The following is a 23,909-nucleotide window of genomic DNA, read 5'->3' on the forward strand; positions in this document are numbered from 1 at the left end:
GGGCAAAAGTCCAGACGTCATTGCCTGCGCTGTCTGTCCACAGCACGCTGCGGGGGCCCGACCATCAGCCAGACAGGCAGACAGGTAAGGCAAGATTTTTTGCCACCGCTGCTTGCAAGGTGCCGCAATGCTCACTATGAGACCCAAGGCCCCAGCGGGGGCAAAGCCAGGTTACCCCAAGCTATCAGCACATTATCACGCGGGTTAACATGGCACATCAAACAGCACAGAAATCCTCCCTCCTCATGACCGGGCTGCTGTGCAGCACGGCGCTCACTCTCTTTTCCGCAACAACAGGTTACGCGCAGGACGACACTGTCCTGTCGCTCGACCCCATCCTTGTGAAGCAGCGCGACAGCGATGGCGAAGCCGCTGACCGGGCGACGGCGGTCTATGTGGCGGATGCGGAAATCGAACGCGCCGCGATGGGCGATCTGAAAGACCTTTTTGCGGGAATCGCCTCGGTGTCGGTGGGCGGGGCAATCCCGGTGGCGCAGAAGATCTACGTCAACGGCATCGACATGCTGAAACTGGCGGTACAGGTCGACGGCGTGTCCCAGAACAACCGCGTGTTCCACCACGCCAGCGCCAATGCCTTTGACCCCGGCCTGATGAAATCCGTCCGGGTCGATCCCGGTGTGGCCCCGGCCGATGCAGGCCCCGGCGCCCTGGCCGGTCGGGTGGTGATGGAAACCATCGACGCCGAGGACATCCTGACCGACGGTCAGGCCATTGGCGGCAAAGCACGTCTCAGCTACGGCGAAAACGGCGATACCTTCGGCAGCTCTCTGACGCTGGCCGGGCAGGCAGACGGGTTCGAGATCCTGCTCTACGGCAAGCGCATGACCGGTGACGATTACACCGATGGCGCCGGCGACACGGTAGGCGGCACCCGCAGCGACCTGACCGCCGGCCTGTTGAAACTGGCCTATCAGACCGACGAAGGCCACCGGTTTGAATTCTCCGGCCAGCAGATGCAGGACACCGCCCTGCGCAACCGCCGCGCCAATTTCGGCACCGCGTCCTTCAACCCGCTTGGCACGGTCTATGACACCAAACGCACGGTCTATTCGCTGCGCTACGAGGATGTGAACGGCGGCGGCAACTGGGATCCCTCGGCCACCATCGGGTTTTCCGAGAATGAGATCGGCAGCATCGGCACCACAGAAACCAGCGTGGGTGTGACCCGGACCTATTCCGCGACCTTCCAGAACCGGTTCCACCTGTCAGAGAGCGATACCATCACCGCCGGGGTGGACTTCCAGGACCAGAAAAGCACCGCAAGCGGCGATTTCTGGGGCAGCAATCGCCCCTCGGAACAAAGCCGGACCGTCGGCGTCTTTGCCCAGGCCCGTCTGCAACCCAGCGACCGGCTGAAGGTCTCCGCCGGTCTGCGCTATGACTGGAACGATTTTACCGGCCAGGACTTCGGCCAGAGCGGCAGCCCCTATCAGCAGGACAGCTCCGGGCTGAGTGGCAACCTCTCCATCGTCTATAGCGTCAATGATGCCCTGTCCCTGCGGGCGGGCTATTCCAACGTCTTTGGCGGGATCGGGGTCGAGGACAACTTCCTGTTCTTCCGCGACTGGGATTATTCGGCGCTGAAACCGCGCCGTGCCAGCAATGTTGTCATCGGCGCCGACTGGCAGAGCGGCAACTGGACCCTTGGCGCAGAAGCTTTCCAGACCAGGATCGACGACACCCGTGACGTCGCAGGCCCGGTGGTCACCAGCTATGATTTCGAAAGCCGGGGCTACAATCTGGGCGCCACCTATGGCTGGGAGGGCGGCTTTGCCCGGCTGACCTTCAGCGACAGCGAAACCCGCGTCAACGGCGCGCCCGCCTCCGGCTACTACCTGCTGGATTCCGGGGCCCCGATCGGACAGGTGCTGGCGCTTGAGGTGCAGCAGGAGCTGCCTCAATGGAACCTGGTTGTCGGCGGCCATATCGACGCGGCCTTTGACTATGATCCAAAGCTGAACGAGGTTGACCCCACAACCAAACTGGAAGGCTACGAGGTGCTGAACCTCTTTGCCGAATATCGCCCGGCCGCCTATGACAATGTCTCGATCCGCGCCGAGATCAACAACGTCTTTGACCGTCAATACGCCGACCGCGCCACCTATGGCGGCGATTATCCCGGCTTTGCAACGCTTAAGGAACCGGGCCGTTCGGTCTCCATCGTGGCCAATGTCTCCTTCTGAGCGGCGGGTCTGACCCCGCTCCGGCCCTCACCCTTCGGGCGCGCCAGACTGTGGCGCGCCCCTTCGGCAGAAACACACCTACGGCGATCAAAACCCTTTTGAAACATGTCCGTATTGCCTAAGACCAACGCATGAAATCATGCCAAGGCGGCTGGGGTCTCCTCACCGCTTAGCCGCCAGCATTCCGCCAGTTCTCCTGTAACATCGCCAGACCGCTTACCCCGCCGGGATCCCTCTTCGGTGGCGCTGTCTGGCATCGCTGCGGAAGCGCTGTAAGAGATGCACCCAATTCCATACCGCCCCATGCGGGCGGCGGGGCCGGTCCGATGATGGTTTATCAGACAGGCCTGTTCCCCGACCCGCTGTCGGTCCCACCGACCGATCCCCACCCGGATGCCGCCGCAGAGGCGGCGCTGGCGGCCAGCCTACAGGCGCTGCTCAACGGCTTCCTGCGCGAATGCCCCGAGCTGCCCGGCGACCACAGATCATCGGCCCCGGATCGCGCGCCCCGGATCGACATTGCGCTGGCGCATATCCCCGCCGTGCTGCGACTTGGCCTGCGCTATACCTCCCGGACCGGCCCGCTGAAATTCGGCGCAGCGCAGCTGCGGTTTTGCGGCGAAACCTATTGGCAGCCGGCGCCACCGGTCCAGACCATCAGCCTGATCGCGCAGGAGTGTTTTCACCGCTCCGGCGCAACGGATCCGGCCAGACTGGCAGAGTTCCTGCGCGCCATTTTCAACAGCAACGCCGAGATCGAAGCCGCGCTGCGGCGCACCGCGCCGAGCCCCAGCCCGCACCAGTTCCGGCAGGCGGAACAATCGCTGGTCTTTGGTCACTGGCTGCATCCCACACCCAAAAGCCGCGACGGCCTGACCGATTGGCAGCAGCGGGCCTATGCACCTGAATATGCGGGAGAGTTCCAGCTGCACCTATTTGCCGCCCGGACCGAGATTACCCGCCAGGACAGCGCCGCCGCGCCGCTGTCGCAGATCCTGCGCGATATTGGGGGCCTGACCGATGGCCTCTGCCTGCACCCGGGCGAGCAGCTGATCCCGGCCCATCCGCTTCAGGCGCAGGCGCTGCTGCTCGATCCCGCCGTTCAGGCCCTGCTGGCCAGCGGTCAGCTGCGCGATCTGGGGCCTGCCGGTCCGGCTTTCACCCCGACGTCGTCCCTGCGGACGGTCTTTGCCGCCGAGTGCCCCTGGATGCTCAAATTCTCGGTGCCGGTGCGGCTGACCAATTCGCTGCGCGTGACCCTTGCCAGCGAATTGCAGCAGGGGGTTGCGATGGCGCGGCTGCTGCGGCGCCTGAACATCGCAACCAGCCTGCCAAAGTTTCAGATCATCGACGATCCGGCCTATCTGACCCTGACCCTGCCGGAGCGCCGCGAAAGCGGTTTCGAGGTGATTTTCCGCAAGAACCCTTTTGCAGGTGAGGCGGGCGCCGGCATCTTCCCCCTCGCCGCACTTACGGCCGATCCGCGACCGGGGTGTGCCTCGCTGCTGGCCACGCAGATCGCCGATCTCGCCGCGCGCCAGCGCAGCACCCGCAGACAGGCGGCGACGCGCTGGTTCGGCGCCTATCTCGACTGTATGCTCACCCCGGTTCTGACGCTCTATGACCGGCACGGCATCGCCCTTGAGGCGCATCAGCAGAACGCCTTGCTGGATCTGTCCGAGGGGCTGCCCCGGCAGGGCTTCTACCGCGACAATCAGGGCTATTTCATCACCGATGATGCCTTTGCCCCGCTGCGCCAGATCGAGCCCAGCCTCGCCGATGTGCCTGCGCTGGTGTTCAGCCGCACCCATATCAACGCCCGCCTGACCTACTACCTTGTGGTCAACCAGATCTTTGCGGTGATCTGGCGCATGGGCTGCGACGGGCTGCTTAGCGAAGACGCGCTCCTGCAGCAGCTGCGCGATGAGTTGCACCGCCTGCGGCCGCGCTTTACCGGACCCGCGCGCGCGCTGGTGGAGCAGCTGCTCTATGCGCCACGGCTGGCGACCAAGGCCAATCTGCTGACCCGCCTGCACGATCTGGATGAATTGCAGACCGACACTCAGGAAGGGCTGTTTGTCGATATCCCCAATCCGATTGCCGCCCCGCAACGCCAGACCAGAGAGGTGATGCAAGATGCCTGTCTATGACCTCGCGTGCCCATTGGGCAAAGCACAGCCCCACCCGCAAACCCGGCAGACCCGCGGCGCGCTGCGGGTGCTGCGACAGCTATGCGAAGCGCTGCTGAGCGAAGGCTGCGCCCAAGACATCACCTGGCACGATCGCGGATTGCGCTGGCAGCTCGGCAACCGGTCGTTCCGCGCCAGCGGGCGCTGTGGCGCCTTTGGCCGTTATCGGCTGGATGCCGGCAGCATCGAGATGGCACAGGAGCACGGCTGGCAGCCCGCCGCGCTTGAGGACGTGCTCTCGGCGCTCACGGCCCCGGCGGCGGCACTGGCCGCGCTGCGCGTCGACCTTGACCGCACCGCCCATCTGGATGATCTCAACCACCGGCAGATCCCCCGCCCGCCCCGGCGGCACCAGCTGGGCATCGCCGATATGGAGCGCGCCATCCACGAAGGCCACCCCTACCACCCCTGTTACAAGGCGCGCAGCGGTTTTAGCGACCGCGATCATCTCCGCTACGGGCCTGAGGCAGGGCAGGGTTTTCGCCTGATCGGGCTGCTGCTGCACCCCGCGCTGGTCCAACAGCGCCTGCCCGATGCGGATTTCTGGCCCCGTGAGCTGGGACCGGCGGAATGGGAGCGCATCCGCAGCCTCGCCGCCATGCGCAGCGCCGAGGGCTTTGCCCTGCTGCCGGTCCACCCCTGGCAATGGGACCAGCTGGCACAGGATCCGCTGGTGCAGGCCTGGCACGCCGCAGGCCAGCTGATCCCCCTCGGCGAGATCGGCGACCGCTACAGGGCGACCCAATCGGTGCGCACGCTGATGAACGCCGACCAGCCGCAGCGCGCCCATGTCAAAACCGCAATGACCATGCGCAACACCTCGTCCCTGCGCACATTGATCCCCGAAACCGTCACCATCGCGCCGCTGATATCGGACTGGCTTGCCGCGCTGATCGCCAGTGACCCGCTGTTGCAGGATCGCTATCCGCTGACCTTGCTGCCGGAATATGCCGGCATCATCGCCGGGCGCGGCACCGCGCTGGAGGGGCATCTGGCCGCGATCTGGCGGCAAAGCCCGGCCTCGCTCGGTATGGCGGACAATCAGATGATGCCGTTCAACGCGCTGGCCCTGACAGAAGAGGACGGCAAGCCGCTGATCGCCCCCTGGATTGCCGCCCACGGGCGCGACCGCTGGCTGGCGCAGCTGATTGAAACGGCGGTACTGCCGGTCTGGCACCTGATGGTGGCCCATGGCATCGGGCTGGAAGCCCATGGGCAGAACCTCATCCTTCAGCATGACAACGGCTGGCCGACCGGCCTCATTGCCCGCGATTTCCACGATGGTGTCGAATATGTCGACACCCTGCTGTCGCAGCCCGCGCTATGCCCCGATCTGGCGGCGATTGACCCCGCCTTTGCCAGCGCAGAGCCGGATCAGTTCCACGCGCTCTCCTGTGCTGACGGGCTGCGCGAATTGGTGATGGACACGCTCTTTGTCTTCAACCTCGCGGATCTGTCGGACCTCCTGCAACGCCATTTCGACCTGCCGGAGACCCGGTTCTGGCAGCGCCTGCGCGACCGGCTGGACCGCTACGCCGCCGATCACGGGCAGCAACAGCGCATGGCGGGCTTCGCTCCCTTTGCGCGCCAGATCCACGCCGAAAGCCTGATCACCCGCAAAATCGACCCCGACCGACGCGGCAGCTACCGCCATCTCATCGACAACCCTCTGGCCACTGCAAAGGACAGCTGACCCATGTTTGTGTTGAACGACACCCTTTCTGATCCAACCGCGCTGCACCCAAGACTGCAACAGGCGCTTGGCAATGATCTGCACCACCGCTACGCCCTGCGGATGCGCGACACCGGCCTCGGCCTCGCAACCCTGCTCTACCTAAAGGACCACAAGGCCGGCGTTTTCCCAATCCACGCCGATATCCCGGCGGAAGCCGCAAAACAGATGGCGACCAAGGCCGGATGCGACTGGTTTCTGGAGGATGATCTTGTCCCGCAACCGCTGCCCCGGCAGCCCGGTCAGACCGCCAGCGCGCGCCCCGGCGCAGGCGTTCTGGTGCAGATGAGCTCCGGCACCACCGGCGCGGCCAAGGTGATCACCCGCAGCTGGGACAGCATCGCAACCGAGATCCGCACCTATGCCGCCTTCTTTGACCGCGCGGCCGGGATGACGCCGGTGATCGCCTGCCCGGTGACCCATTCCTACGGGTTGATACCGGGGGTTCTGGTGGCGCTGCATCGTGGCCATGTGCCGGTGATCATTGATGCGGTGAACCCGAAATACATTCTGCGCCGCCTGCGCGAGCTGCCAGACCCGGTGCTTTATACCTCGCCTGCGATGCTGCACACGCTGGCGAGGCTCCTGCCCCCGGACGAGACACTGAACGCCGCCGTCACCTCCGGGACCGTGCTGCCCGATCCATGGTTCCACACCATTCGCGCCCGCACCCGGCATCTGTTCCAGCAATATGGCTGTTCCGAAGTGGGCTGTATCGCCATAAATCAGGACCTGCGGGCGCCCTGCGATGTCGGCCGCCCACTGCCGCACCTCGACCTGCAGGCAGGCGCGCCCGGCACGCCCGGCCCGGTCCGCGTGCAGCTGACGACAGGGGAACCGGCCACCACGGATGCCGCCACGACCAACTGGGTCGAAACCGGCGATCTGGGCTATCTCACCGCCGATGGCGGGCTGGTGTTTACCGCCCGTGCGGACGATATGATCAATGTGGCCGGGCTGAACGTCTATCCGCAGGACGTCGAACGCGCGGTGATGAGCCTGCCCGATGTGCAGGATGCCGTCGCCTTTCGCCTGCCCGACCCGCAGGCCGGTTCGCGGGTGGGGCTGCTGTTTGTCGGCCCGGATCTCAGCGAGGATCAGCTGCGCGCGCACTGCGCCGATCTGCTGGCCGACTACCAGAGACCAACCTTCCTGCGCCGCCTCCCCGCCCTGCCGCGTCAGGCCAATGGCAAGATCAGCCGCCGCGACATCGCCAACAGATACGCATCCGGCACCGATCACACAGCCGATCAGCAGGTGCCCGCATGACCTTCGACAGCGTGCTGCACGCAATGCAGCAGACCCTCGCCGGACCGCTGGCCAATCCGCATATGGCGCAGTTCCGCCCCGAGGCGGTGCTGAACGATGATCTGCATATCGACTCCGTGGTGCTGATCAACCTGCTGGTGCATCTGGAAACCGACCACGGCGTGGCCATCCCCGAGCGTGACTTCCGCAAGGAGGATTTCGTCACCGTCGCCGATCTGATCCATGTGCTTCTGCCCGACCCGCCGACCCCTCCCAGCGCAGAACCCGAGACCGCGCCCGCCAATCAGGACCCGAGCGAGATCACCGTGCATTGCTTTGTCAGCTGTCTCTGTGCGGCGATCCGGCGGCATGAGGGGCTGGATTTCCGACCCTTCTATTTTGGCACCTGGGACAGCGATTTTGCCATCACCGCCCATCAGCATCTGGCCTATCACAGCGCCGAGATGACGCAGGATCACTATATCCGCTGGGTCGAACGGCTGTATGGCATCCGCGTCAGCCAGTGGCACGATCCCGCCCTGTCGAAATCCGACAACCTGACCCGCTTTGAAAAACTGCTCCACAACCCGGCCACCGACCGCCAGCTGGTTGTCATGCTCGACATGTTCCACCTGCCGGAGCGGGACACCAAATACAATCAGGACCCGTTTCCGCATTTCGTCATTGTCGAGCCGACCGCCGACCCCGAGGTCTGGCATATGAACGACCCGGATTATCGCTGGCGCGGAGATCTGCCGCGCGCCGCCATCCTCAATGCCATGGCACAGCCCAGCGTGGCAGGCGGCTATATCCTCGACAGCACACGCGTCCGCGCGCCCGAGCCTCAGGACCTCGTGGCCTATTTCGACGCGACCTTCCGCCCGGACGCCAACCCGCTGACGGACGCCCTGCGCGGCATCATCGCGCATCACTGCCGTCCCGACAGGCCTCTGGCACTGCCGGAGCTGGAGATCGCCCTGCGCGAACTTCCGGTGCTATCCCTGCGCAAATACGCCTATGAACACGCCTTTGCCTTCTTCTGGCGCGCGCTGGACACCAGCTTTGCCGCGTTCGACGCCAATTGCGATCAGGTCGAGGCGCTCTGCGAGGGGTTCCGCAGCCTGCATTTCCTTGCCGCGAAAATCGCCCATACCAGAGACCGCACACTGGTGCCGGATCTGATCGCCGCGCTGGACGCATTGGACCGGCTGGAGTTTGCCATCAAGGAGGCACTTCACACCGAATTCCAGATCTGGTGCCAGTCACAGATACCAGCGCCGCCCGCATTTGCCGCGGTGAGGACGGGGGAGCCGGCATGAAGATCTCGCTCTGCACGATTTCCTTTCGCCATCAGCTGATTGATCTGAAGGACATTGCCTTCTGGGCGCGGGATACCGGGTTTCAGGGGATTGAGCTTTGGGGTGTTCATGCCCGCAATCAGTCACCGCTGGCGATCCATAACGCCCAGTGGATGGCCGCGCAGGGGCTGTCGATCCCGATGATCAGCGACTACCTGCCCCTACAGGACTATCAGGAGCTGACCCGTCGAACCCGCGCCCTCTGTGCGCTGGCGCAGGGCTGGGGCGCGGACAAGATCCGCACCTTTGCCGGGATGCAGGCCAGCGCCACGGTCCCGGCGGCGGACCGCGACCAGACCACCCGCGCCCTGCGCCACGCCTGCGATATCGCTGCCGATCACGGGCTGCGCCTGCTGGTGGAGACCCATCCCGGCACGCTGGCCGATACGCTCGCCTCAACCGTGGCGCTGATCGACGCCACCGACCACGATGCGCTGGCCATCAATTTCGACGCGCTCCACGTCTGGGAAGGCGGGGATGATCCGGTGACGGCGCGCCGGACCCTGCTGTCCAGAATTGCGCATTACCACCTGAAGAACATCTCCGACCGCACCCGCCTGCCGGTCTTTGCCCCGGCGAATGTCTACAGCGCCGCCGGCTGTCGCGCGGGCATGGTGCCGCTGATGCAGGGCGCCTATGACTACCGCGCCCTGCTGCGCGAAATGCAGCGGGACGGCGATTGCGAGGCCTCGCTGGAATGGTTCGGGGACGCCGTGTTTCAGACGCTTGCGGGTGACATCGCCGAGATCCGGGCGCTTGCCGCCGATGATCTGACCCCGACCGGACAAAAAACGCGCTCGGTCGGCTGAGCCAGCGCGGCAGAGAACGGCACGGATCAATCCTCGCGCCGTTCTCTGCCTGCCGTCAGCAATCCGCCGACGCGCAGGGGCTGCCCACCTGCCGCGACCACAGCATCGCATAGGTGCCCCCCAGCGCCAGCAGCGCGGCATGGCTGCCATCTTCGGTGATGCGGCCCTGATCCATGACGACAATCCGGTCCATCTGCGCAATCGTGGACAGGCGATGCGCAATGGCGATCACCGTCTTGCCCTGCATCACATCCCGCAATGTCTCCTCGATCTCCGCCTCCACCGCGCTGTCCAGCGCCGAGGTTGCCTCGTCCAGGATCAGGATCGGCGCATTCTTCAGCACCACCCGCGCAATCGCAATCCGCTGCCGCTGCCCGCCGGAGAGGGCAACTCCGCGCTCGCCCACATGGGCGTCATAGCCGGTCCGCCCCGCCTGATCGCGCAGCCCCAGAATGAAATCATGGGCACGGGCGCGTTTGGCGGCCATCACCATCTCCGCCTCGCTGGCGCCGGGATTGCCATATAGGATATTGGCCCGCACCGAGCGATGCACCAGCGCGGTTGTCTGCGTCACCACGCCAATCTGCGCGCGCAGGCTGTCCTGTGTCACGCTGTCGATCGGCTGGCCGTCGATCAGAATGCGCCCCCGGTCCGGGTCATCAAACCGCAACAGCAGCGACACCAGCGTCGACTTGCCCGCGCCGGACGGCCCGGCAATGCCGATCCGCTGCCCGGCCCCGATCGTCAGATCAAGCCCCGCCACACCCCCGCTGCCATCCTCCGATGCCTTGCCATAGCTGTGATGCAGCCCCTCCACGCGGATCTCCGCCCGCGTGACCTTCAGGGCCGGCGCCGCCGCTGCATCGACCACCGCATGTGGCGTTGCCAGCGACCGCAGCCCCTCGCGGATGATGCCCATGTTTTCAAACAAGCGGATCGTCACCCAGAGGATCCAGCCGCTCATGCCGTTCAGCCGGATGGTCAATGCCGCGACGGCGGCCACCTCTCCAACGCTGACCTGACCCACCGTCCACAGCCAGATCGCCGGAGCCACCACGATCAGGATCAACACGCCGTTGATGGCAATGCTGCCAAAGGCCAGCGTGGTCATCATCCGCATGAACCGCTGGTAACGCGTCCGCAGCCGCCGCAGCGCCGACAGCGCATAACCCAGCTCCTGCCCGCCCTGCGCAAACAGCTTGACGGTTTCGATATTGCCATAGGCATCGACAATCCGCCCCGTCGCCCCGGAGCGCGCATCGGACCATTTCTCCGCCGTCGCCGCGACACGGCGGGCGACATGGCGCACGTAGACGCCGTAAATCAGCACCCAGATCAGCAGCGGCACCGCCAGCCGCCCGTCGATCTGCGACAGCACCACCACCGCGCCCAGCATATAGGTCACCGCGAACAGCACCGCCTCGAACATCATATGCACGCTGTCCTGCACCGCCGGTCCCATCTGCATCACCCGATTGCTGAGCCGCCCGGCGAAATCATGCTGAAAGAAGCCGACCGATTGCCCCAGCAGATGCTGATGCGCCTGCCAGCGGACCTGTTCCTGCAGGTTGGAGGACAGGGTCTGCTCCAGCAGCAGGTGGTTCAGCCCGACCAGCGCCGGACGCAGCAGCAGCACACAGACCAGCGCGAGGATCATCTCACCGCCGTGATCGGCCCAGAACGCCGCAGCGCCACTCTCGGTCATCAGATCCACCAGCCGCCCGGCATAGAAGATCAGCCCGCTTTCCATCAGCGCGGTCAGCACGCCAGTGACCAGCATCAGCGGCAGCCATCTGCGATAGGGCGCCAGCTGCTGCCACAGATACGGCCAGAGACCGGCACGCGGCGCCGCCCTCTGCGAGGCCGCAAACGGATCGACAAGGTTTTCAAAAGCCCGGAACATAGCGCCCCTCTCAAGGATGAATTGAAATTCGCCTGAGATGTGGGTCGCCTGTCTTTCGCATCAGCAGGACAGCAGCGTGACGGTCCGTGACCCGCTGCTTCCCGCGCCTGTCGCGACATCTGCCTGCACCGTAGCCGGGCCGTTCTACTGCCGCCGGATGGGTTTGTCAGCCGGATAATCCACCATGCGCCAAGTCCTGCAATCTGGCTTGCGCCCCATTTTGCGGCCCGCCGCGCACCATGGCTGGCAGCGGCGAATTCACCTTGCGCTGCGCCCCGGAATCTCTATCCTGCAAAGCTGACAGAAAAACTAAGGATTAAACCCAATGATTACGGATACAGGCCATTTCGACACCCCCAACGCCTCCAAATACCTGCAACAGCTGTGCAAGCATTTTGCCCATAAGGTCGCCGTCACCCATGACGACAGCCGGGGCACCGTGGCTCTGGGCATGGGACCTGCAACGCTGACCGCCAGCGCCGACCGGCTCTTGGCCGAGGTCACCGCCCCCACTGCCGAAGAGCTGGATCACGCCCGCCAGATCATCGACAATCACCTGAAACGCTTTGCCTTTCGAGAAGAATTTGAGGCGATGACCTGGGCCTCCGCAACGGCTCCTGCCTGACCGGAGGTCAGACACACAACCTGACCAGAGGTCAGACATATAAACCTGACCAGAGGTCAGAACCGGATCGCATAGGCGGTGGAGCGCCCGCCCGCGTCCATCCGCGTGACCACACCGGCCTCCTCCATCGCGCGCAGATCCCGCGTCGCGGTGGCCGGAGAGGTCTTGGTGATCTTGCGGTAGGATTTGGCGCTCAGCCCCACCGCCAGCCGCTCCGGCCCCTGCTCAAACAGCAGACGCAGCGCATGGCTCTGGCGATCATTCAACACCGGTCCGTAGCGCAGAAAGAACTGGTTGCGGCGCAGAATAAACCCCGCCTCATCGCGGGCCGAAGCCGCCGCCCGTGTCAGCGTGCGCAGAAACCAGAGCACGAATTCGGTGGCGTCAATCATGCCAGTCGCGCCCTCTTTGCGCCCTGCCTGCAGGGCGGCATAATAGGCTTTCTTGTCCCGTTCCACCTGTCGCGACAGCGAGAACGGCAACGCGCGGTTGCGGGCAAACACATGTTCGATCAGGGCGCGGCCAATGCGGCCATTGCCATCTGACAGCGGGTGAATGGATTCAAACCACAGATGCGCCAGCGCGGCCTTCACCGCAACTGGCATTCCCTGATCGGCATTCACCCAGTCGAGAAACTGCGCCATCTCCGCCTCCAGTCGATCCGGCGGCGGCGCCTTATAGAGCACATCCCCCGGACCCGCCGTCGCGGAGCGCACGATCTCCATCTCAAAGCGTCGCCAGCGGCCGAGGTCCTCCACCTCCATGCCGGTGAACAGCAACCGGTGCCAGGTCAGGATCTGCGCGCTGTCCAGCGGCTGATCGGCCCGGCGCGCCGCCAGCATCAGCTCCGCCACCGCATCCGAGCGCCGCGAGATCGCCGCCCTGTCGCGATGGCGCAGCGAAGCCACAACCGAGGCTTCGATCTCGCTGGCATCCAGTGCCACGCCTTCGATTCCAAAGGAGGCCATCGCCTCCTGCACGATCTGGCGCAGCAGCATCTCCTCGCGCTCCTGCGGGGTCAGCCCGTGGACAAGCCCCGTCACCTCGCCCACCGCCTCGGCGGCGCGGGCCAGTTCGGGTTCGATATGTGCCGGATCATAGCCAAAGCGCGGCCAGGATGGAGACTGCCAGATATGCGGCATGATGTGATAAGCACCCTTAATCGGATCAAAATTTGGCTTATTATGATCTGAATAGCGGCGCTAATCAAGTCACCGCCCGCCCTCTGGCTGACGCGGGTCAAATGGCGCCGCCGACGACCGTGGCCTTACCCCCCGGCAAGCGATGCCACGGCCCCGGCAGCAGCGAGGATCGCTCAATTCGGCCTCACCCTGCGCCTCCCCCGGCCAATACGACATGCGGTAATGCGACGTTCGGCCAGGCCCATCAGGCTTTGCTGTCTTCGCCGCCCCGCATCGGCCTCACACCGGATCCGCGGCGGTCAAAAACACTCAGATGCCCCGCACTCACAACAGGCCACCAGCGCCGGACCACAGCCTTGCCCAACATATCCGAGGAGAGACATGGCCGTATCCCCGGCGCCTCGGCCACGCTAGCAATGCGGCACCGCAGGTGTTATCCCTTAACATTAGGGGGTATCGTCGTGGATTGGACCGATATCGACAGTCTGGAACGCTGCACCAGCATCGCCGAGCTTTGGGCGCAGAGCTTGCAGGTCTTTGCTGCGATGGGATTTGACTACGCCATCTACCTGACCGTGGACGGCGACCGCAGCCATCCACATATCCAGACCAACCTGCCCGATATCTACCAGCAGCTGCCCAGCCATCGGGATCCGTTTCTGGATCACTGCTGCAACAGCTACGAGCCGCAGTTCACCGGGGCGGAGTTTCTGGCCGATCACCCCTATCTGGCCGCTGCGGAAACCGCCTTCATCCGCGACGCCTCGGTCAAGAGCGGGTTTCGCGCCGGCATTGCCATCCCGGTTCGGCTGCAAGGTTCCGACCGGTTCGGCGGTTTCAACATCGGCACCAGTCTGACCCGGGCCGATTTTCTCGCCCACGTCGCGGGCAAGACCGACAGCCTGCGCTTTCTCTGCATGATCATCCATCGCCGCATGGAGGAGCTGCGACAGCCCGCGGCGGCGGCCCCGGAACAGCCCCCCGCCGACGCCCCGGCAGAGGCCGCGTTCAACCGGTCCCTGATCGCCCCGCAATCGGAGGCGCTGACCCGGCTCAGCCCGCGCGAACGCGAGGTGCTCTATCTGTTCAGCCAGGGGCTGACCACCAAGGAATGCGCGGCAATCTGCAAGATTTCGCCCCATACGGTCTCGGAATACGCCCATTCAATCTACCGCAAACTGAACGTCCGCAACCGGGTCGAGGCGATCGGCGTGCTCGCCAGGATCCGGCCCTCCGCGAGGCCCGGCCCCTAGGGTCAAAAAAAGCCGCCCCTGCCCCCTGTCCGGCGTTCTTCCCTGCTGGAAAGGACAGCCAGACCGCCCGCAGATCTGTCCATCAGCGCAGCCCGCTGCTAAAGGCCAGATAGGGAATTTCAGGATCGGGCGCGTGATGGTGGACGATAAATACCTGCTGGCATTGTCGGCCTTTCACCTCGGCATGGCGCTGTTCTGCACCAATCAGCTGCTGCTGCACCAACGCCATCAGCGCATCTATGTGCCGCTGGCGCTGTTCTTCATCACTCAATCCGTTACCGAAATGCTCGGCATCCTTGATCTGGTGGTCACCGATGACGCCTATGATTATCTTGTCGCGCGCTTCAACAGCCTGCATGTGCCCGCCGTGTTTGCCCAGCCGCTGCTGCTCTGGCTCTACGTGCGTGGCCTCACCTCCGAGGATGACGGCCCCCCGGTCACACAAAGGTTCTGGCACGCGGTGCCCATCCTGCTGGCGATCAGCATGGTGGTGTTGTTCTGGACCATCCCGAAATCCCTGTTCGCCCAGAATGATTTGGAGTTCGCGGACCTCAGCCAGTATATTCAGGCGATCCTGATCTACTTCCAGCTGGTCGAAGTGCTGTTTTACTGCCAGGTCGCCATCTACCTGGGGCTGATCATGCGGATGCTGTCGCGATATCGCACGCGCCTGAAGGATCTGTTTGCCACCACCGAGGACCGCGAGCTGACCTGGGTCTGGTGGATCACCACCACAGTCTCCGCCTATCTCCTGCTCAGTGTCGCCGAGATTCTGGCCGACCTCTTTGGTCTTGAGCTGTTCATCCTGTTCAGCGAAGCCTCCGACCTGACCAATGGCCTGTCCAGCCTCGCCATCACCTGGGTGATCGGCGTCTGGGGCGTGCGCCAGCAGCCGGGGCTGATGCCGAAACCGCGCGGCGACACGCAGCCGCCCGCCGAGCGGGAACTGGCCACCGCAAAATACGAACGCTCCGCGCTCACCGACGATCACGCGGCCCGTATCGCGGCCAAGATCGAACGCGCCATGACCAAGGATATGCTCTACCGCGATCCCAACCTGTCGCTCTGGGATCTGGCCAAACATATCAGCGTCACCTCAAACTACGTCTCGCAGACGCTGAATATGACGCTTCAGTCGAATTTCTTTGATTACGTCAACAAATGGCGCATTCAGGATGCGGTGAAACAGCTGCATGACAGCGATGAGACCATTCTGGTGATCGCCCATGATGTCGGGTTCAATTCGCGTTCGTCCTTTTACAACGCCTTCAAGCGCGAGATGAACACCACCCCCTCTGCGCTGCGTGCCGCCCGCGGCAGCGCCGCCCCATCGACCTGACGCCGACGACGGGGCAGCAGCTGGCCGGTGGCCTGCCGCTGCCGCTCTCAGCCACCCGTCGCCCGCTGACCCCGCCAGCTGCGGCCACGCGCGCCCAGCACCAGCATCGCCGGGGTCACCAGCAGCGTCAGCAGCGTTGCCGCCACCAGCCCGCCCGCGATGGTTGTCGACAGCTCGGTCCACCACTGGCTGGACGGCGCGCCAAACACCATGCTGCCCGCCAGCAGATCCAGCTTCAACCCCAGGACCATCGGCATCAGCCCCAGCACCGTTGTCAGCGCCGTCAGCACCACCGGCCGCAGCCGCAGCGCCCCTGCGCGCAGCGCCGCCTCATGAGGCGACTGCCCGGCCTGCCGCTGCGCATTATAGGTGTCGATCAGCACGATATTGGTATTGACCACGATGCCCGCCAGCGCAATCACCCCGATGCCGCCCATCACCACACCAAACGGCCGCCCCGCCAGCAGCAGCCCAAGGAGCACCCCGGCGATGGAAAAGACAATCGCCGACATCACCACCGCCGCCTGATAGAAACTGTTGAACTGCGCGATCAGGATCACCGCCATCAGCACAACCGCCGTCACAAAGGCAAGGATCAGGAACCGCATCGCCGCATCCTGCTCCTCTGCCTCGCCCCGGAACTGCCAGCTTACGCCGTCTGGCAGATCGGCCCGGTCCAGCGCCTGACGCAGCCGCGCGATCTGCGCATCGGCCAGCAGCCCCGGCGCCACATTGGCTGAGAGCGTCAGCACCCGCAACTGGTCCCGCCGCTCGATCGCGCCGGAGCGCGGCACCGGTGCAAAGCGTGTGAAATTGGCAATCGGCACCAGCCCCGCGCTGGTCGGAACCTGAAGCTGCCGCAAACGGTCAAAGCTGCGATCAGCCGCCGGAAAACGCACCCGCACATCCACCGACTCCGCCACGTCATCGGGCCGGAATGTGGTCACGGTCACGCCATGGGTCAGCAATTGCACCGCCTGCCCCACAAGGTTGAGATCCGCGCCATAGCGCGCGGCCTCGGCGCGGTCGATCTCGATGCGCCATTCCACCCCCGGCAGGGCGCGGCTGTCGGCAACATCGGTGAACCCGCCAATCCCGCCCATGATCTCGCGGATCCGGGCCACCGCCGCCTCGGCCGCCGAGGGGTCGCGGGCGGTGACATGCAGATCCAGCGGCTTGGCCCCGCTTGGCCCGTCATCCTCGGTTTCCACCCGCACCTCGACCCCCGGCAGAGCCGCCACCTCGGCACGGATCCCAGCGCCAATCTCCGCTGCGGGCGGGCGCTGGTCCCAGGGATCCAGCTCCAGCTGAATGGTGCCGATAAGGTCCAGATCATCACCCCCGCCCAGCGAGGCCACCGCATAGACGCTGGCAATCCCATCGCGGCGCAGCAGCTGATCCTCCACCACCCGCACCAGCGCATCGCGTTCATGGATCGAAAAATTGTCCCGTGCACGCAGCTGAACCTGCATGAATTCAGGCTCTATCTTGGGGAAAAAGCTCAGCCCCGCGCCGAATGTCCCATATAGGCCAAAGGTCGCGATCAACAGCGCAAGGCTCAGCAGAACGGTGGTGCCCGGAAACAGCAGTGCGCGCGCCAGCATCCGCGCATATAGCCCCGCCGTCCCACGGCCAAGGCGCGGATCACCATATTCCGCCGCATACAACGCCCGTTTCGCCGCCGCCGTCTGCGGCGACCGCCGCGCGATCACGCCCCCCAGAACCGGGATGAACACCAGCGCCATCAGCAGCGATGCCGCCAGAGTCACGATGACGGTGATCGGCAGGAATTTCATGAACTCACCGGTGGTGCCGGTCCAGAACAGCAGCGGCACAAACACGCTCAGCGTGGTCGCGGTCGAGGAGATCAGCGGCCCCGCCATCCGCCCCGCCGCCGCGCGATAGGCCTGCGCCGGGGTCGCGCCCTCCTGCAAATGGCGATCCGCCAGTTCAGTGGTGACAATGGCGCCGTCCACCAGCATTCCGACCACCAGGATCAGCGAGAACAGCACGACGATGTTCATCGTGATCCCCAGCGCCCAGAGCAGCGCCACACCAGCCAGGAACGCCCCCGGTATCGACAGGCCAACCAGCAGCGCCGCGCGCAGCCCCAGCGCATAGATCACCACCAGCATCACCAGCACGATGGCCGCCACCACATTGGCCTCCAGATCGCCCAGCATGGTCTCCACCTCGCGGCTCTCATCCAGCAGATAGTCGATCTTGACGCTCTGCGGCCACTCCTGCCGCGCCGCTGCGATCACCGCCTTTGCCGCCGCCACCGTCTCGATGATATTGGCGCCGCTGCGTTTGGTGATATCCAGCGTCAGCGCCTGCTGGCCGTTGATCCGGGCAAAGCTGCGCGGATCCTCGAACCGCCGCCGCACCACTGCGATATCGCCAAGGGTCACCACCGCACCGCCCTGCACCTTGACCGGCATCTGCATCAGATCCTGCGCCCCATCGACCAGCCCCGGCACCTTCAGCACAAACCGCCCGGCGGCACCGTCGATGGTCCCGGCGGCAATCATCGCATTGTTGCGGTTGATCTGTCCCACCAGCGCCTCGAAGGACAGCCCATAGGTGGCAAAGGCAACCGGGTCGATCAGCACCTCCAGCAGATCCGAACGACCGCCGCCGATATCCACCTCCAATATGCCCGAAACCGCCTCCAGCCGTGCCTTCAGCTCGCGCGCCATCCGGTTCAGGCTGCGCTCCGGCACCGGCCCGGACAGCACCGTGGTCAGCACCGGAAACAGTGCCGTGTTGATCTCGATCACAACCGGTTCGGTCGCGGCCTCCGGCAGGTCCGGGCGGGCCTGATCCACCGCCACCCGCACCCGGTCCAGCGCCTCTGCCACATCAGCACCTGCCTCGAATTCCAGCGTCACGCTGGCATAGCCCTCATAGGCGTGACCCTTCATCTCCTTCAGATCCGCCAGCCCGCTCAGCGCGGTTTCCAGCGGCTTGACCAGCAGCCGCTCACTGTCACCCGGCGATATCCCCGACAGGCTGGTGCTGACATAGACAAAGGGGATCGGAATGTCGGGATTGCTCTCCTTGGGGATGCTGACATAGGCATAGGCCCCGGCGCAGAGCAGCGCCGCGAAGATCAGGATCACCGCGCGGCTGCGGGAAAAGATCACCGCCAATATGCCGTTCACGACGGATCCGCCGCGCCATTGCCATCGCCGCCGGGCCGCACTCGTTCGCCTGCGCTGACAAAACCCTGTCCGACGGTGATCAGCCGCAGCTGATCCGGCAGGCCGCTGACCCAGACACCGGCGCCGTCGCGCGCTGACTGGACGATCTCCACCGGGGTAAAGACCACACGGTCGGTGTCATCGACAGATTTGACGCCCAGCCCCCCCGCCATATCCAGCGAGAGCAGCGCCGGTGACAGGAAATGCGCCTGGACCTGATCCAGCGGCACCTCGATCCGGGCGCTGACCCCGGCCGGGATCGCAGCGCTGCGCTCCGCCGGATTGGCCAGCGTCAGCTCGGCGGTGAAGCTGCGGGTCTCTGCCGCCGCACTCTGCCCCAGAAAACTCAGCCGCCCCTCGGCGCTGCGCCCGTCCAGAAACCGGACCTGCGCGATGGCCCCCTCGGTCAGGGAGCCGCGCTGGTGCTGGGGCACCTGAAACACCACCCGCAGCGGATCCAGCGCCACCACCCGCGCCACCTCGGCCCCCTCCTGCACATAGGCACCGGGGGTGAGGTCCAAGGCTTCGAGATGCCCGGCAAAGGGCGCGGTCAGCTGCGTTTCCGCCAGAGCCTGCCGGGCCGCGGCCAGATCCGCCTTGGCCACGGCCAGCGCCTCGCGCGCCTCGCTCAGCCGCTGATCGGTGGCCGATCCCCGCTGATGCAGCGCCGCCGCGCGCGTGTACTCGCGTTCGGCCCGCAATTGCGAGGCCTCCGCCCGCGCCAGTGCCGCCTGCCGGGGACCGGCCTGCAAGGTGGCGAGGATCTGCCCCTGCGCAACCCGTGCGCCCTTCGCCACCGCAACGGTGGCCACATGGCCCGACATCTCCGCCCGCAGGGTGGCGTCCCGGTCAGCCCTGCTATGCCCCTCGGCGTGCAGCAGCCGCGTCACCGGCGCCGCCTGTGACAGCTGCACAGCGACAGAAACAGGCTCTGTTACGGAGGAATTCCCACCATCAGGCGGCGGCAGCGGGGGGGCGGGCCAGAACAGCCCGACCAGCATCCAGACCACCAGCCCCAGATAGATCGCCGCCGCCAGCAGTGGCGGCCAAGTCGCCCTGGCATCGCTGACAAACACCAGCTCAACCGGCGCCGCTGGAGCGGCCCCGGTAACGGCAGAGAGCGGCGGCACGGCGGCAGCGGGGCCGGTTGGCGGCGCGGTCTTCCGCCGCGCCTCCCCTGCCCTGCCCCGCAGTTTCGAGTGAAGCGGAGACGCCATGGATCAGAAGCTGTAGATCAGGCCAAGCCCGACCGAATAGCTGTCCTTGGTATTGGTCAGCGGGCTGTCGTGAACCTTCTTGTCGATCAGCTGATAATTCACCGTCCCCAGCACCGACAACGTGTCGCTGATCGGGTAGACCATGGTCATATCCACAAACGGCTCGGTGGTGGAGCCAACATCATAAGCGGCCCGCTGCGCGTTCGCCTCGCTGGCGGACACCCCGTAAAGGAAGTTGTTCAGCTTGCCGTCGCGCATCCGCGCCCCGGCGCCAATATCGACACCCAGCTGGCCCATCTGGAACTCGGTCCCGAATTTGGCCTCCGCGTGATAGCCGTCATGCTCATTGGAGACATCCACCATCGCGCTGCCCGCCACATAGAACCCGTCAAAACGATAGGTCATGTCAAACCCAGCCTCGATCGGTGTGCTGCGCTTCAGCCCGGCAAACAGCGGCTTGTTCTCTGGGTAATCCGGCTTTTCGCCCGCACCCACGCGCACCGAAACCTGCAGGTCCTCGCTGTTCAGAATATGATAGGCGACCCCGTCCCAGCCCAGATGCAGCCGGTCGCTGTCATAGGACACAAACGGCAGGGCGGCGGCTTCGGTGCTTTCGCCCTTGTAAAGGTCGGAGGAGGCAAACGCCCCCAGCCCGAGGGTAAACTGGCCGTTGGAAAACAGCCCCTCGGCGGCGGCGCCAGATGCGCCCGCCAGACTACACGCGGTCACAAGAGCAGCGCTGCGATAAAAATTCATGGTCTTATCCTTTTTCAGATCGTGTTTTAGGTCTTGGGTATGGATTTCGGGACGCCCCGGCGCGCCCTCGTCAGGCGTGGGCGATGCTGGCCAGCTGCGGATCAGCGCAGCCGGTGGGTGATATCGGCATGGACCACGCAAGGCTCGGCTGAACCGATCTGCCGGACCATGCGCGGCGGAAAGCTGATCGTGGCCACTGCCTTCTGATCAATCAGCCCCTCCGAAATCACCCGTGTCTGCAACTCGGTCACGGTGGTGACCTTGCCGAACAGGGTGCGCTCGACCTCGGTCATCACCCCTTCCCAGCGGTTGGGGCTGGTGCGGGTCCAGTTGATATCAACCTCCCAGGCCGCATTGAGCTGGTTCAGATCCAGTGGTTTGGAAAAATGCAGGGGCTTGGAATAAAGCACCTCATCCTTTGCATCGGACTCGATCTCGCGCCGCAGCGTCGCCGAACAGCCGCTGACCGACCGGAACTGCATCAGCGCCAGCCAATGCCCGTCGCGCGGCTGGATGTCATCGCTGCCGGTTCCGGCGCTGGTCGCAGGGGTGGCCCCGATGGCAAACCCCAGTGCGATGCAGAACACCACCGGCAGCAGCGGCACGGCGCGCCGATACCGCCGCAGCGCAGAGGTCAGATAACGGGACTGAAACGAAGGTCTGAGCATGGCGGGGTCTCTCTCTGGTCAGATATTCCGGTTGCGCAACAGCAGGGCTGTAGAGGGCAGGCCATCCGCCGCCTCGCCCTGACCCTAGCCAGAGCCGCGCAGCTCCGTCGTCCAACCGGGCCGGAAAGGACGCCAGACTGCCCGTCCCGGCAGGACAGGACGCCGGACAGCACGGTTTTGCCCCCGACCAGCGGGGGGGTCCGGCGCGATGCCGCAGAATCAGGCTTGACGTGAAACCATAAGGTATCATATTAAAAGGATACCAAACGGTATCATATAGGGAGCAGATACCGCCATGTCACAGCAGACGCCGGACCAGCAGAACCACCAGCAGCCGGAGCAACTGGCCTTTCGCGCCCTGGCGGATCCGACACGCCGCCAGATCCTCCGGCTGCTGGCGCAGGACAGCCTCACCATCGCCGAGGTTGCGGAGAATTTTCAGATGACCCGCGCCGCGGTGAAGAAACATCTCACCATTCTGGACGAGGGCAATCTGATCTCGGTCCAGACCGAGGGCCGCGCCCGGCTCAATCACCTCAACCCGGATGGGCTGCGGCAGGTGTTCGACTGGTTCGGCTTCTTTGATGCCTTCTGGGACGACCGCCTTGCGACGCTCAAATCCGAAATCGAAAAGGACATCCAATGACCGATACGATCCTGCGCAAATCCATCTATCTGCGGGCCACCCCGGCCCAGGTCTGGGCCTATCTGACAGAGCCGGAGAAACTGGCGATCTGGTTCCACAAACCCCAGACCCCGCTGGTCGAAGGCCCCTATGAGATGTTCGGCACCGAAAGCGGCAAGCGGCTGATGTGGGGCGAGGTGCTGCTGGCGGAGCCCTTCACCCGCCTTGACTACAGCTTTACCATCGCGCCGATGGGCGATGGCACCAGCACCGTCTCTTGGACGCTAGAGGAGGTGCCCGGCGGCACCAATCTGTCGCTGACCCACACCGGCCTGCCACAGGGGGTCGAGGCCTTTGACCTGTTGCTGGCGCTGGACAAGGGATGGGACGAACATCTGGGCCGGATGCGGGCCTCCGCCCACGACAGCTGAGCAGCGCAGCGGGCCGGACCTGCCGTTCGCACAGGTCAAAGGCTCAGTCGATAACGGTCACGCCGGGCAGGCTGCGGATCAGATCGATATCCGCGAAATAGCGCTCTGTCATCTCATCGACGAACCCCTGCGACCAGCCCGGCAGGTCAATTTCCTCTTCCACCGCATCTTCTGCGTGGAAATAGGACAGGAACAGCTCGCGCACCTGATTGCGCTGCTGTTCCGACAGCTTCGGACGCTCGGCCAGATAGGCCTCCAGCCGCCGGGTGCCTTCCTCCGTCATCGCCTGACGCAGAATATCCGTCTCACCGGTGAACCGGTAGCCCGCGCCCAACCCGGTGACATGTCCCAGCACCTGCGGCCAGACCACCGGCGTTTCCTCATTGCACCAGACGGTGATCGCGCAATCGGGATTTGCGGTCAGGATATCGCCGACCACCTCTGACCAGCGCAGCTCCATCAGGTCGGTATCCCCGGCAAACCCGTACCAATCCTTCTGCGACTGCGCGGCAAACCCGGCAGGCACCAGCGTCGCCGGATTGCGCAGACCCAGGAAAAACTCGCAGCGATGATCGGCGAACACCGCCCGCAGCGCGGCGGTATTGGCACCGGCATTGCGGTAAAGCCGCCCATCATTCAGCATCCAGGCCGGCACGCCCAGAATCGCTGACATCGACAGCACCACCCGCGCCGGATCCGCGTCGCGCAGGACCCCCTCGAGAAAGTCTTCGCACGCCTCGTCGCTGACCCCCTCCTTTGCGGCGCGGCCCTTCAGATCGGTCAGGTCTTTCAGATAGGTTCCCGGTCGGCGCACCAGCACGCCATCCTGCAACAGCCGCGCCGAATCCCGGCGCAGCGACCAGATCAGCTGATCCTCATCGGTAAACGGCGCCCCGATATGCAGCGCAACCGTCAGATCTCCTGCCCCGCCTCCAGATGTGGAGCCGGGCACGCCAGAGATGGTCTGCGGTTCTGTCATCGTCAAACTCCGCCTTTGTGTCGTCGCGCGCCGGGGGTCGCCGGATCACAACCCGCGGCCCATAACAGGCCGCCCCAGCCCCGATGTCACAATAAGGTTGCCCTTAAGACCATAATTAACGGGGTGTTTGTCTTTGTTTTGTCCCAATTTTGTCCTTAATGCAGCCGCCGCACGCAGGCCAGGCCGATCAAGTGTCAGCCCGTGTGTAGCCAGCCCGCGGAAGAAGAG

General features: G+C 64.8%; 18 protein-coding genes. 11 read left to right on the top strand and 7 right to left on the bottom strand.

Features of this window, described 5'->3' with window-relative positions:
* Positions 1-209 precede the first annotated feature (209 nt).
* The 6 genes from VWZ85_RS01405 to VWZ85_RS01430 all read left to right on the top strand — a co-directional run bounded on the left by VWZ85_RS01405 (position 210) and on the right by VWZ85_RS01430 (position 9,540).
* Positions 210-2,204 (top strand): TonB-dependent receptor plug domain-containing protein, encoded by a 1,995-nt coding sequence (locus VWZ85_RS01405; RefSeq protein WP_416586697.1) that lies wholly within the window; start codon positions 210-212, stop codon positions 2,202-2,204.
* Positions 2,205-2,530: 326 nt separating this feature from the next.
* Positions 2,531-4,354 carry an IucA/IucC family protein gene (locus VWZ85_RS01410; RefSeq protein ID WP_416586700.1) on the top strand — a complete coding sequence of 608 codons (1,824 nt, stop codon included), beginning with the start codon at positions 2,531-2,533 and terminating at the stop codon, positions 4,352-4,354.
* Positions 4,341-6,086, top strand: a complete 1,746-nt coding sequence (locus VWZ85_RS01415; protein WP_416586703.1) for an IucA/IucC family protein — start codon at positions 4,341-4,343, stop codon at positions 6,084-6,086. The genes VWZ85_RS01410 and VWZ85_RS01415 overlap by 14 nt, the downstream gene beginning before the upstream one ends.
* A 3-nt stretch (positions 6,087-6,089) precedes the next feature.
* Positions 6,090-7,394: an AMP-binding protein gene (locus VWZ85_RS01420; protein ID WP_416586706.1), complete on the top strand. Its 1,305-nt coding sequence runs from the start codon at positions 6,090-6,092 to the stop codon at positions 7,392-7,394.
* Entirely contained in the window at positions 7,391-8,692 is a 1,302-nt protein-coding gene (locus VWZ85_RS01425; protein WP_416586709.1) for a DUF6005 family protein, read from the top strand. The genes VWZ85_RS01420 and VWZ85_RS01425 overlap by 4 nt, the downstream gene beginning before the upstream one ends.
* The gene (locus tag VWZ85_RS01430; protein WP_416586712.1) at positions 8,689-9,540 is read left to right on the top strand and encodes a sugar phosphate isomerase/epimerase family protein; all 852 of its coding nucleotides are present in this window, start codon (positions 8,689-8,691) and stop codon (positions 9,538-9,540) included. The genes VWZ85_RS01425 and VWZ85_RS01430 overlap by 4 nt, the downstream gene beginning before the upstream one ends.
* A gap of 55 nt (positions 9,541-9,595) precedes the next feature.
* Here VWZ85_RS01430 and VWZ85_RS01435 read toward each other — a convergent pair whose 3' ends face one another.
* Positions 9,596-11,443 carry an ABC transporter ATP-binding protein gene (locus VWZ85_RS01435; protein ID WP_416586713.1) on the bottom strand — a complete coding sequence of 616 codons (1,848 nt, stop codon included), beginning with the start codon at positions 11,441-11,443 and terminating at the stop codon, positions 9,596-9,598.
* A 325-nt stretch (positions 11,444-11,768) separates the two neighbouring features.
* Between VWZ85_RS01435 and VWZ85_RS01440 the strand changes: the two genes are divergently transcribed.
* The gene (locus tag VWZ85_RS01440; protein ID WP_340547764.1) at positions 11,769-12,068 is read left to right on the top strand and encodes a DUF2218 domain-containing protein; all 300 of its coding nucleotides are present in this window, start codon (positions 11,769-11,771) and stop codon (positions 12,066-12,068) included.
* Between the two features lie 56 nt (positions 12,069-12,124).
* Here the strand turns inward: VWZ85_RS01440 and VWZ85_RS01445 are convergent, their stop codons facing one another.
* Entirely contained in the window at positions 12,125-13,210 is a 1,086-nt protein-coding gene (locus VWZ85_RS01445) for a Fic family protein (protein WP_416535304.1), read from the bottom strand.
* Positions 13,211-13,671: 461 nt separating this feature from the next.
* Between VWZ85_RS01445 and VWZ85_RS01450 the strand changes: the two genes are divergently transcribed.
* Positions 13,672-14,463 (top strand): helix-turn-helix transcriptional regulator, encoded by a 792-nt coding sequence (locus VWZ85_RS01450; protein WP_416541842.1) that lies wholly within the window; start codon positions 13,672-13,674, stop codon positions 14,461-14,463.
* A gap of 136 nt (positions 14,464-14,599) precedes the next feature.
* Entirely contained in the window at positions 14,600-15,802 is a 1,203-nt protein-coding gene (locus VWZ85_RS01455) for a helix-turn-helix domain-containing protein (RefSeq protein WP_416586771.1), read from the top strand.
* Positions 15,803-15,849: 47 nt separating this feature from the next.
* Here the strand turns inward: VWZ85_RS01455 and VWZ85_RS01460 are convergent, their stop codons facing one another.
* The 4 genes from VWZ85_RS01460 to VWZ85_RS01475 form a co-directional block, all read right to left on the bottom strand.
* Positions 15,850-18,966: an efflux RND transporter permease subunit gene (locus VWZ85_RS01460; protein ID WP_416586717.1), complete on the bottom strand. Its 3,117-nt coding sequence runs from the start codon at positions 18,964-18,966 to the stop codon at positions 15,850-15,852.
* The gene (locus VWZ85_RS01465) at positions 18,963-20,222 is read right to left on the bottom strand and encodes an efflux RND transporter periplasmic adaptor subunit (protein WP_416586720.1); all 1,260 of its coding nucleotides are present in this window, start codon (positions 20,220-20,222) and stop codon (positions 18,963-18,965) included. The genes VWZ85_RS01460 and VWZ85_RS01465 overlap by 4 nt, the downstream gene beginning before the upstream one ends.
* Positions 20,223-20,225: 3 nt before the next feature.
* Positions 20,226-20,978 (bottom strand): MipA/OmpV family protein, encoded by a 753-nt coding sequence (locus VWZ85_RS01470; protein WP_340547769.1) that lies wholly within the window; start codon positions 20,976-20,978, stop codon positions 20,226-20,228.
* 101 nt (positions 20,979-21,079) lie between these two features.
* The gene (locus VWZ85_RS01475) at positions 21,080-21,646 is read right to left on the bottom strand and encodes a hypothetical protein (RefSeq protein WP_340547770.1); all 567 of its coding nucleotides are present in this window, start codon (positions 21,644-21,646) and stop codon (positions 21,080-21,082) included.
* Positions 21,647-21,941: 295 nt separating this feature from the next.
* Between VWZ85_RS01475 and VWZ85_RS01480 the strand changes: the two genes are divergently transcribed.
* Positions 21,942-22,292 carry an ArsR/SmtB family transcription factor gene (locus tag VWZ85_RS01480; protein WP_416537861.1) on the top strand — a complete coding sequence of 117 codons (351 nt, stop codon included), beginning with the start codon at positions 21,942-21,944 and terminating at the stop codon, positions 22,290-22,292.
* Entirely contained in the window at positions 22,289-22,702 is a 414-nt protein-coding gene (locus VWZ85_RS01485) for an SRPBCC family protein (RefSeq protein ID WP_340547772.1), read from the top strand. The genes VWZ85_RS01480 and VWZ85_RS01485 overlap by 4 nt, the downstream gene beginning before the upstream one ends.
* Before the next feature lie 43 nt (positions 22,703-22,745).
* Here VWZ85_RS01485 and VWZ85_RS01490 read toward each other — a convergent pair whose 3' ends face one another.
* A complete protein-coding gene (locus VWZ85_RS01490) occupies positions 22,746-23,681 on the bottom strand; it encodes a hypothetical protein (RefSeq protein WP_416539698.1) in 936 nt (311 codons plus the stop codon).
* Between the last annotated feature and the right edge of the window lie 228 nt (positions 23,682-23,909).

The sequence above is a fragment of the Phaeobacter sp. JH20_29 genome, assembly GCF_048056175.1.
Lineage (GTDB): Bacteria > Pseudomonadota > Alphaproteobacteria > Rhodobacterales > Rhodobacteraceae > Phaeobacter > Phaeobacter bryozoorum.

Coding starts and splice junctions, on each gene's coding strand:
- VWZ85_RS01440 (WP_340547764.1), top strand. CDS start 11,769: ATGATTACGGATACAGGCCATTTCGACACCCCCAACGCCTCCAAATAC.
- VWZ85_RS01415 (WP_416586703.1), top strand. CDS start 4,341: ATGCCTGTCTATGACCTCGCGTGCCCATTGGGCAAAGCACAGCCCCAC.
- VWZ85_RS01445 (WP_416535304.1), bottom strand. CDS start 13,210: ATGCCGCATATCTGGCAGTCTCCATCCTGGCCGCGCTTTGGCTATGAT.
- VWZ85_RS01425 (WP_416586709.1), top strand. CDS start 7,391: ATGACCTTCGACAGCGTGCTGCACGCAATGCAGCAGACCCTCGCCGGA.
- VWZ85_RS01490 (WP_416539698.1), bottom strand. CDS start 23,681: ATGACAGAACCGCAGACCATCTCTGGCGTGCCCGGCTCCACATCTGGA.
- VWZ85_RS01410 (WP_416586700.1), top strand. CDS start 2,531: ATGATGGTTTATCAGACAGGCCTGTTCCCCGACCCGCTGTCGGTCCCA.
- VWZ85_RS01455 (WP_416586771.1), top strand. CDS start 14,600: ATGGTGGACGATAAATACCTGCTGGCATTGTCGGCCTTTCACCTCGGC.
- VWZ85_RS01485 (WP_340547772.1), top strand. CDS start 22,289: ATGACCGATACGATCCTGCGCAAATCCATCTATCTGCGGGCCACCCCG.
- VWZ85_RS01405 (WP_416586697.1), top strand. CDS start 210: ATGGCACATCAAACAGCACAGAAATCCTCCCTCCTCATGACCGGGCTG.
- VWZ85_RS01420 (WP_416586706.1), top strand. CDS start 6,090: ATGTTTGTGTTGAACGACACCCTTTCTGATCCAACCGCGCTGCACCCA.
- VWZ85_RS01430 (WP_416586712.1), top strand. CDS start 8,689: ATGAAGATCTCGCTCTGCACGATTTCCTTTCGCCATCAGCTGATTGAT.
- VWZ85_RS01465 (WP_416586720.1), bottom strand. CDS start 20,222: ATGGCGTCTCCGCTTCACTCGAAACTGCGGGGCAGGGCAGGGGAGGCG.
- VWZ85_RS01480 (WP_416537861.1), top strand. CDS start 21,942: ATGTCACAGCAGACGCCGGACCAGCAGAACCACCAGCAGCCGGAGCAA.
- VWZ85_RS01475 (WP_340547770.1), bottom strand. CDS start 21,646: ATGCTCAGACCTTCGTTTCAGTCCCGTTATCTGACCTCTGCGCTGCGG.
- VWZ85_RS01470 (WP_340547769.1), bottom strand. CDS start 20,978: ATGAATTTTTATCGCAGCGCTGCTCTTGTGACCGCGTGTAGTCTGGCG.
- VWZ85_RS01435 (WP_416586713.1), bottom strand. CDS start 11,443: ATGTTCCGGGCTTTTGAAAACCTTGTCGATCCGTTTGCGGCCTCGCAG.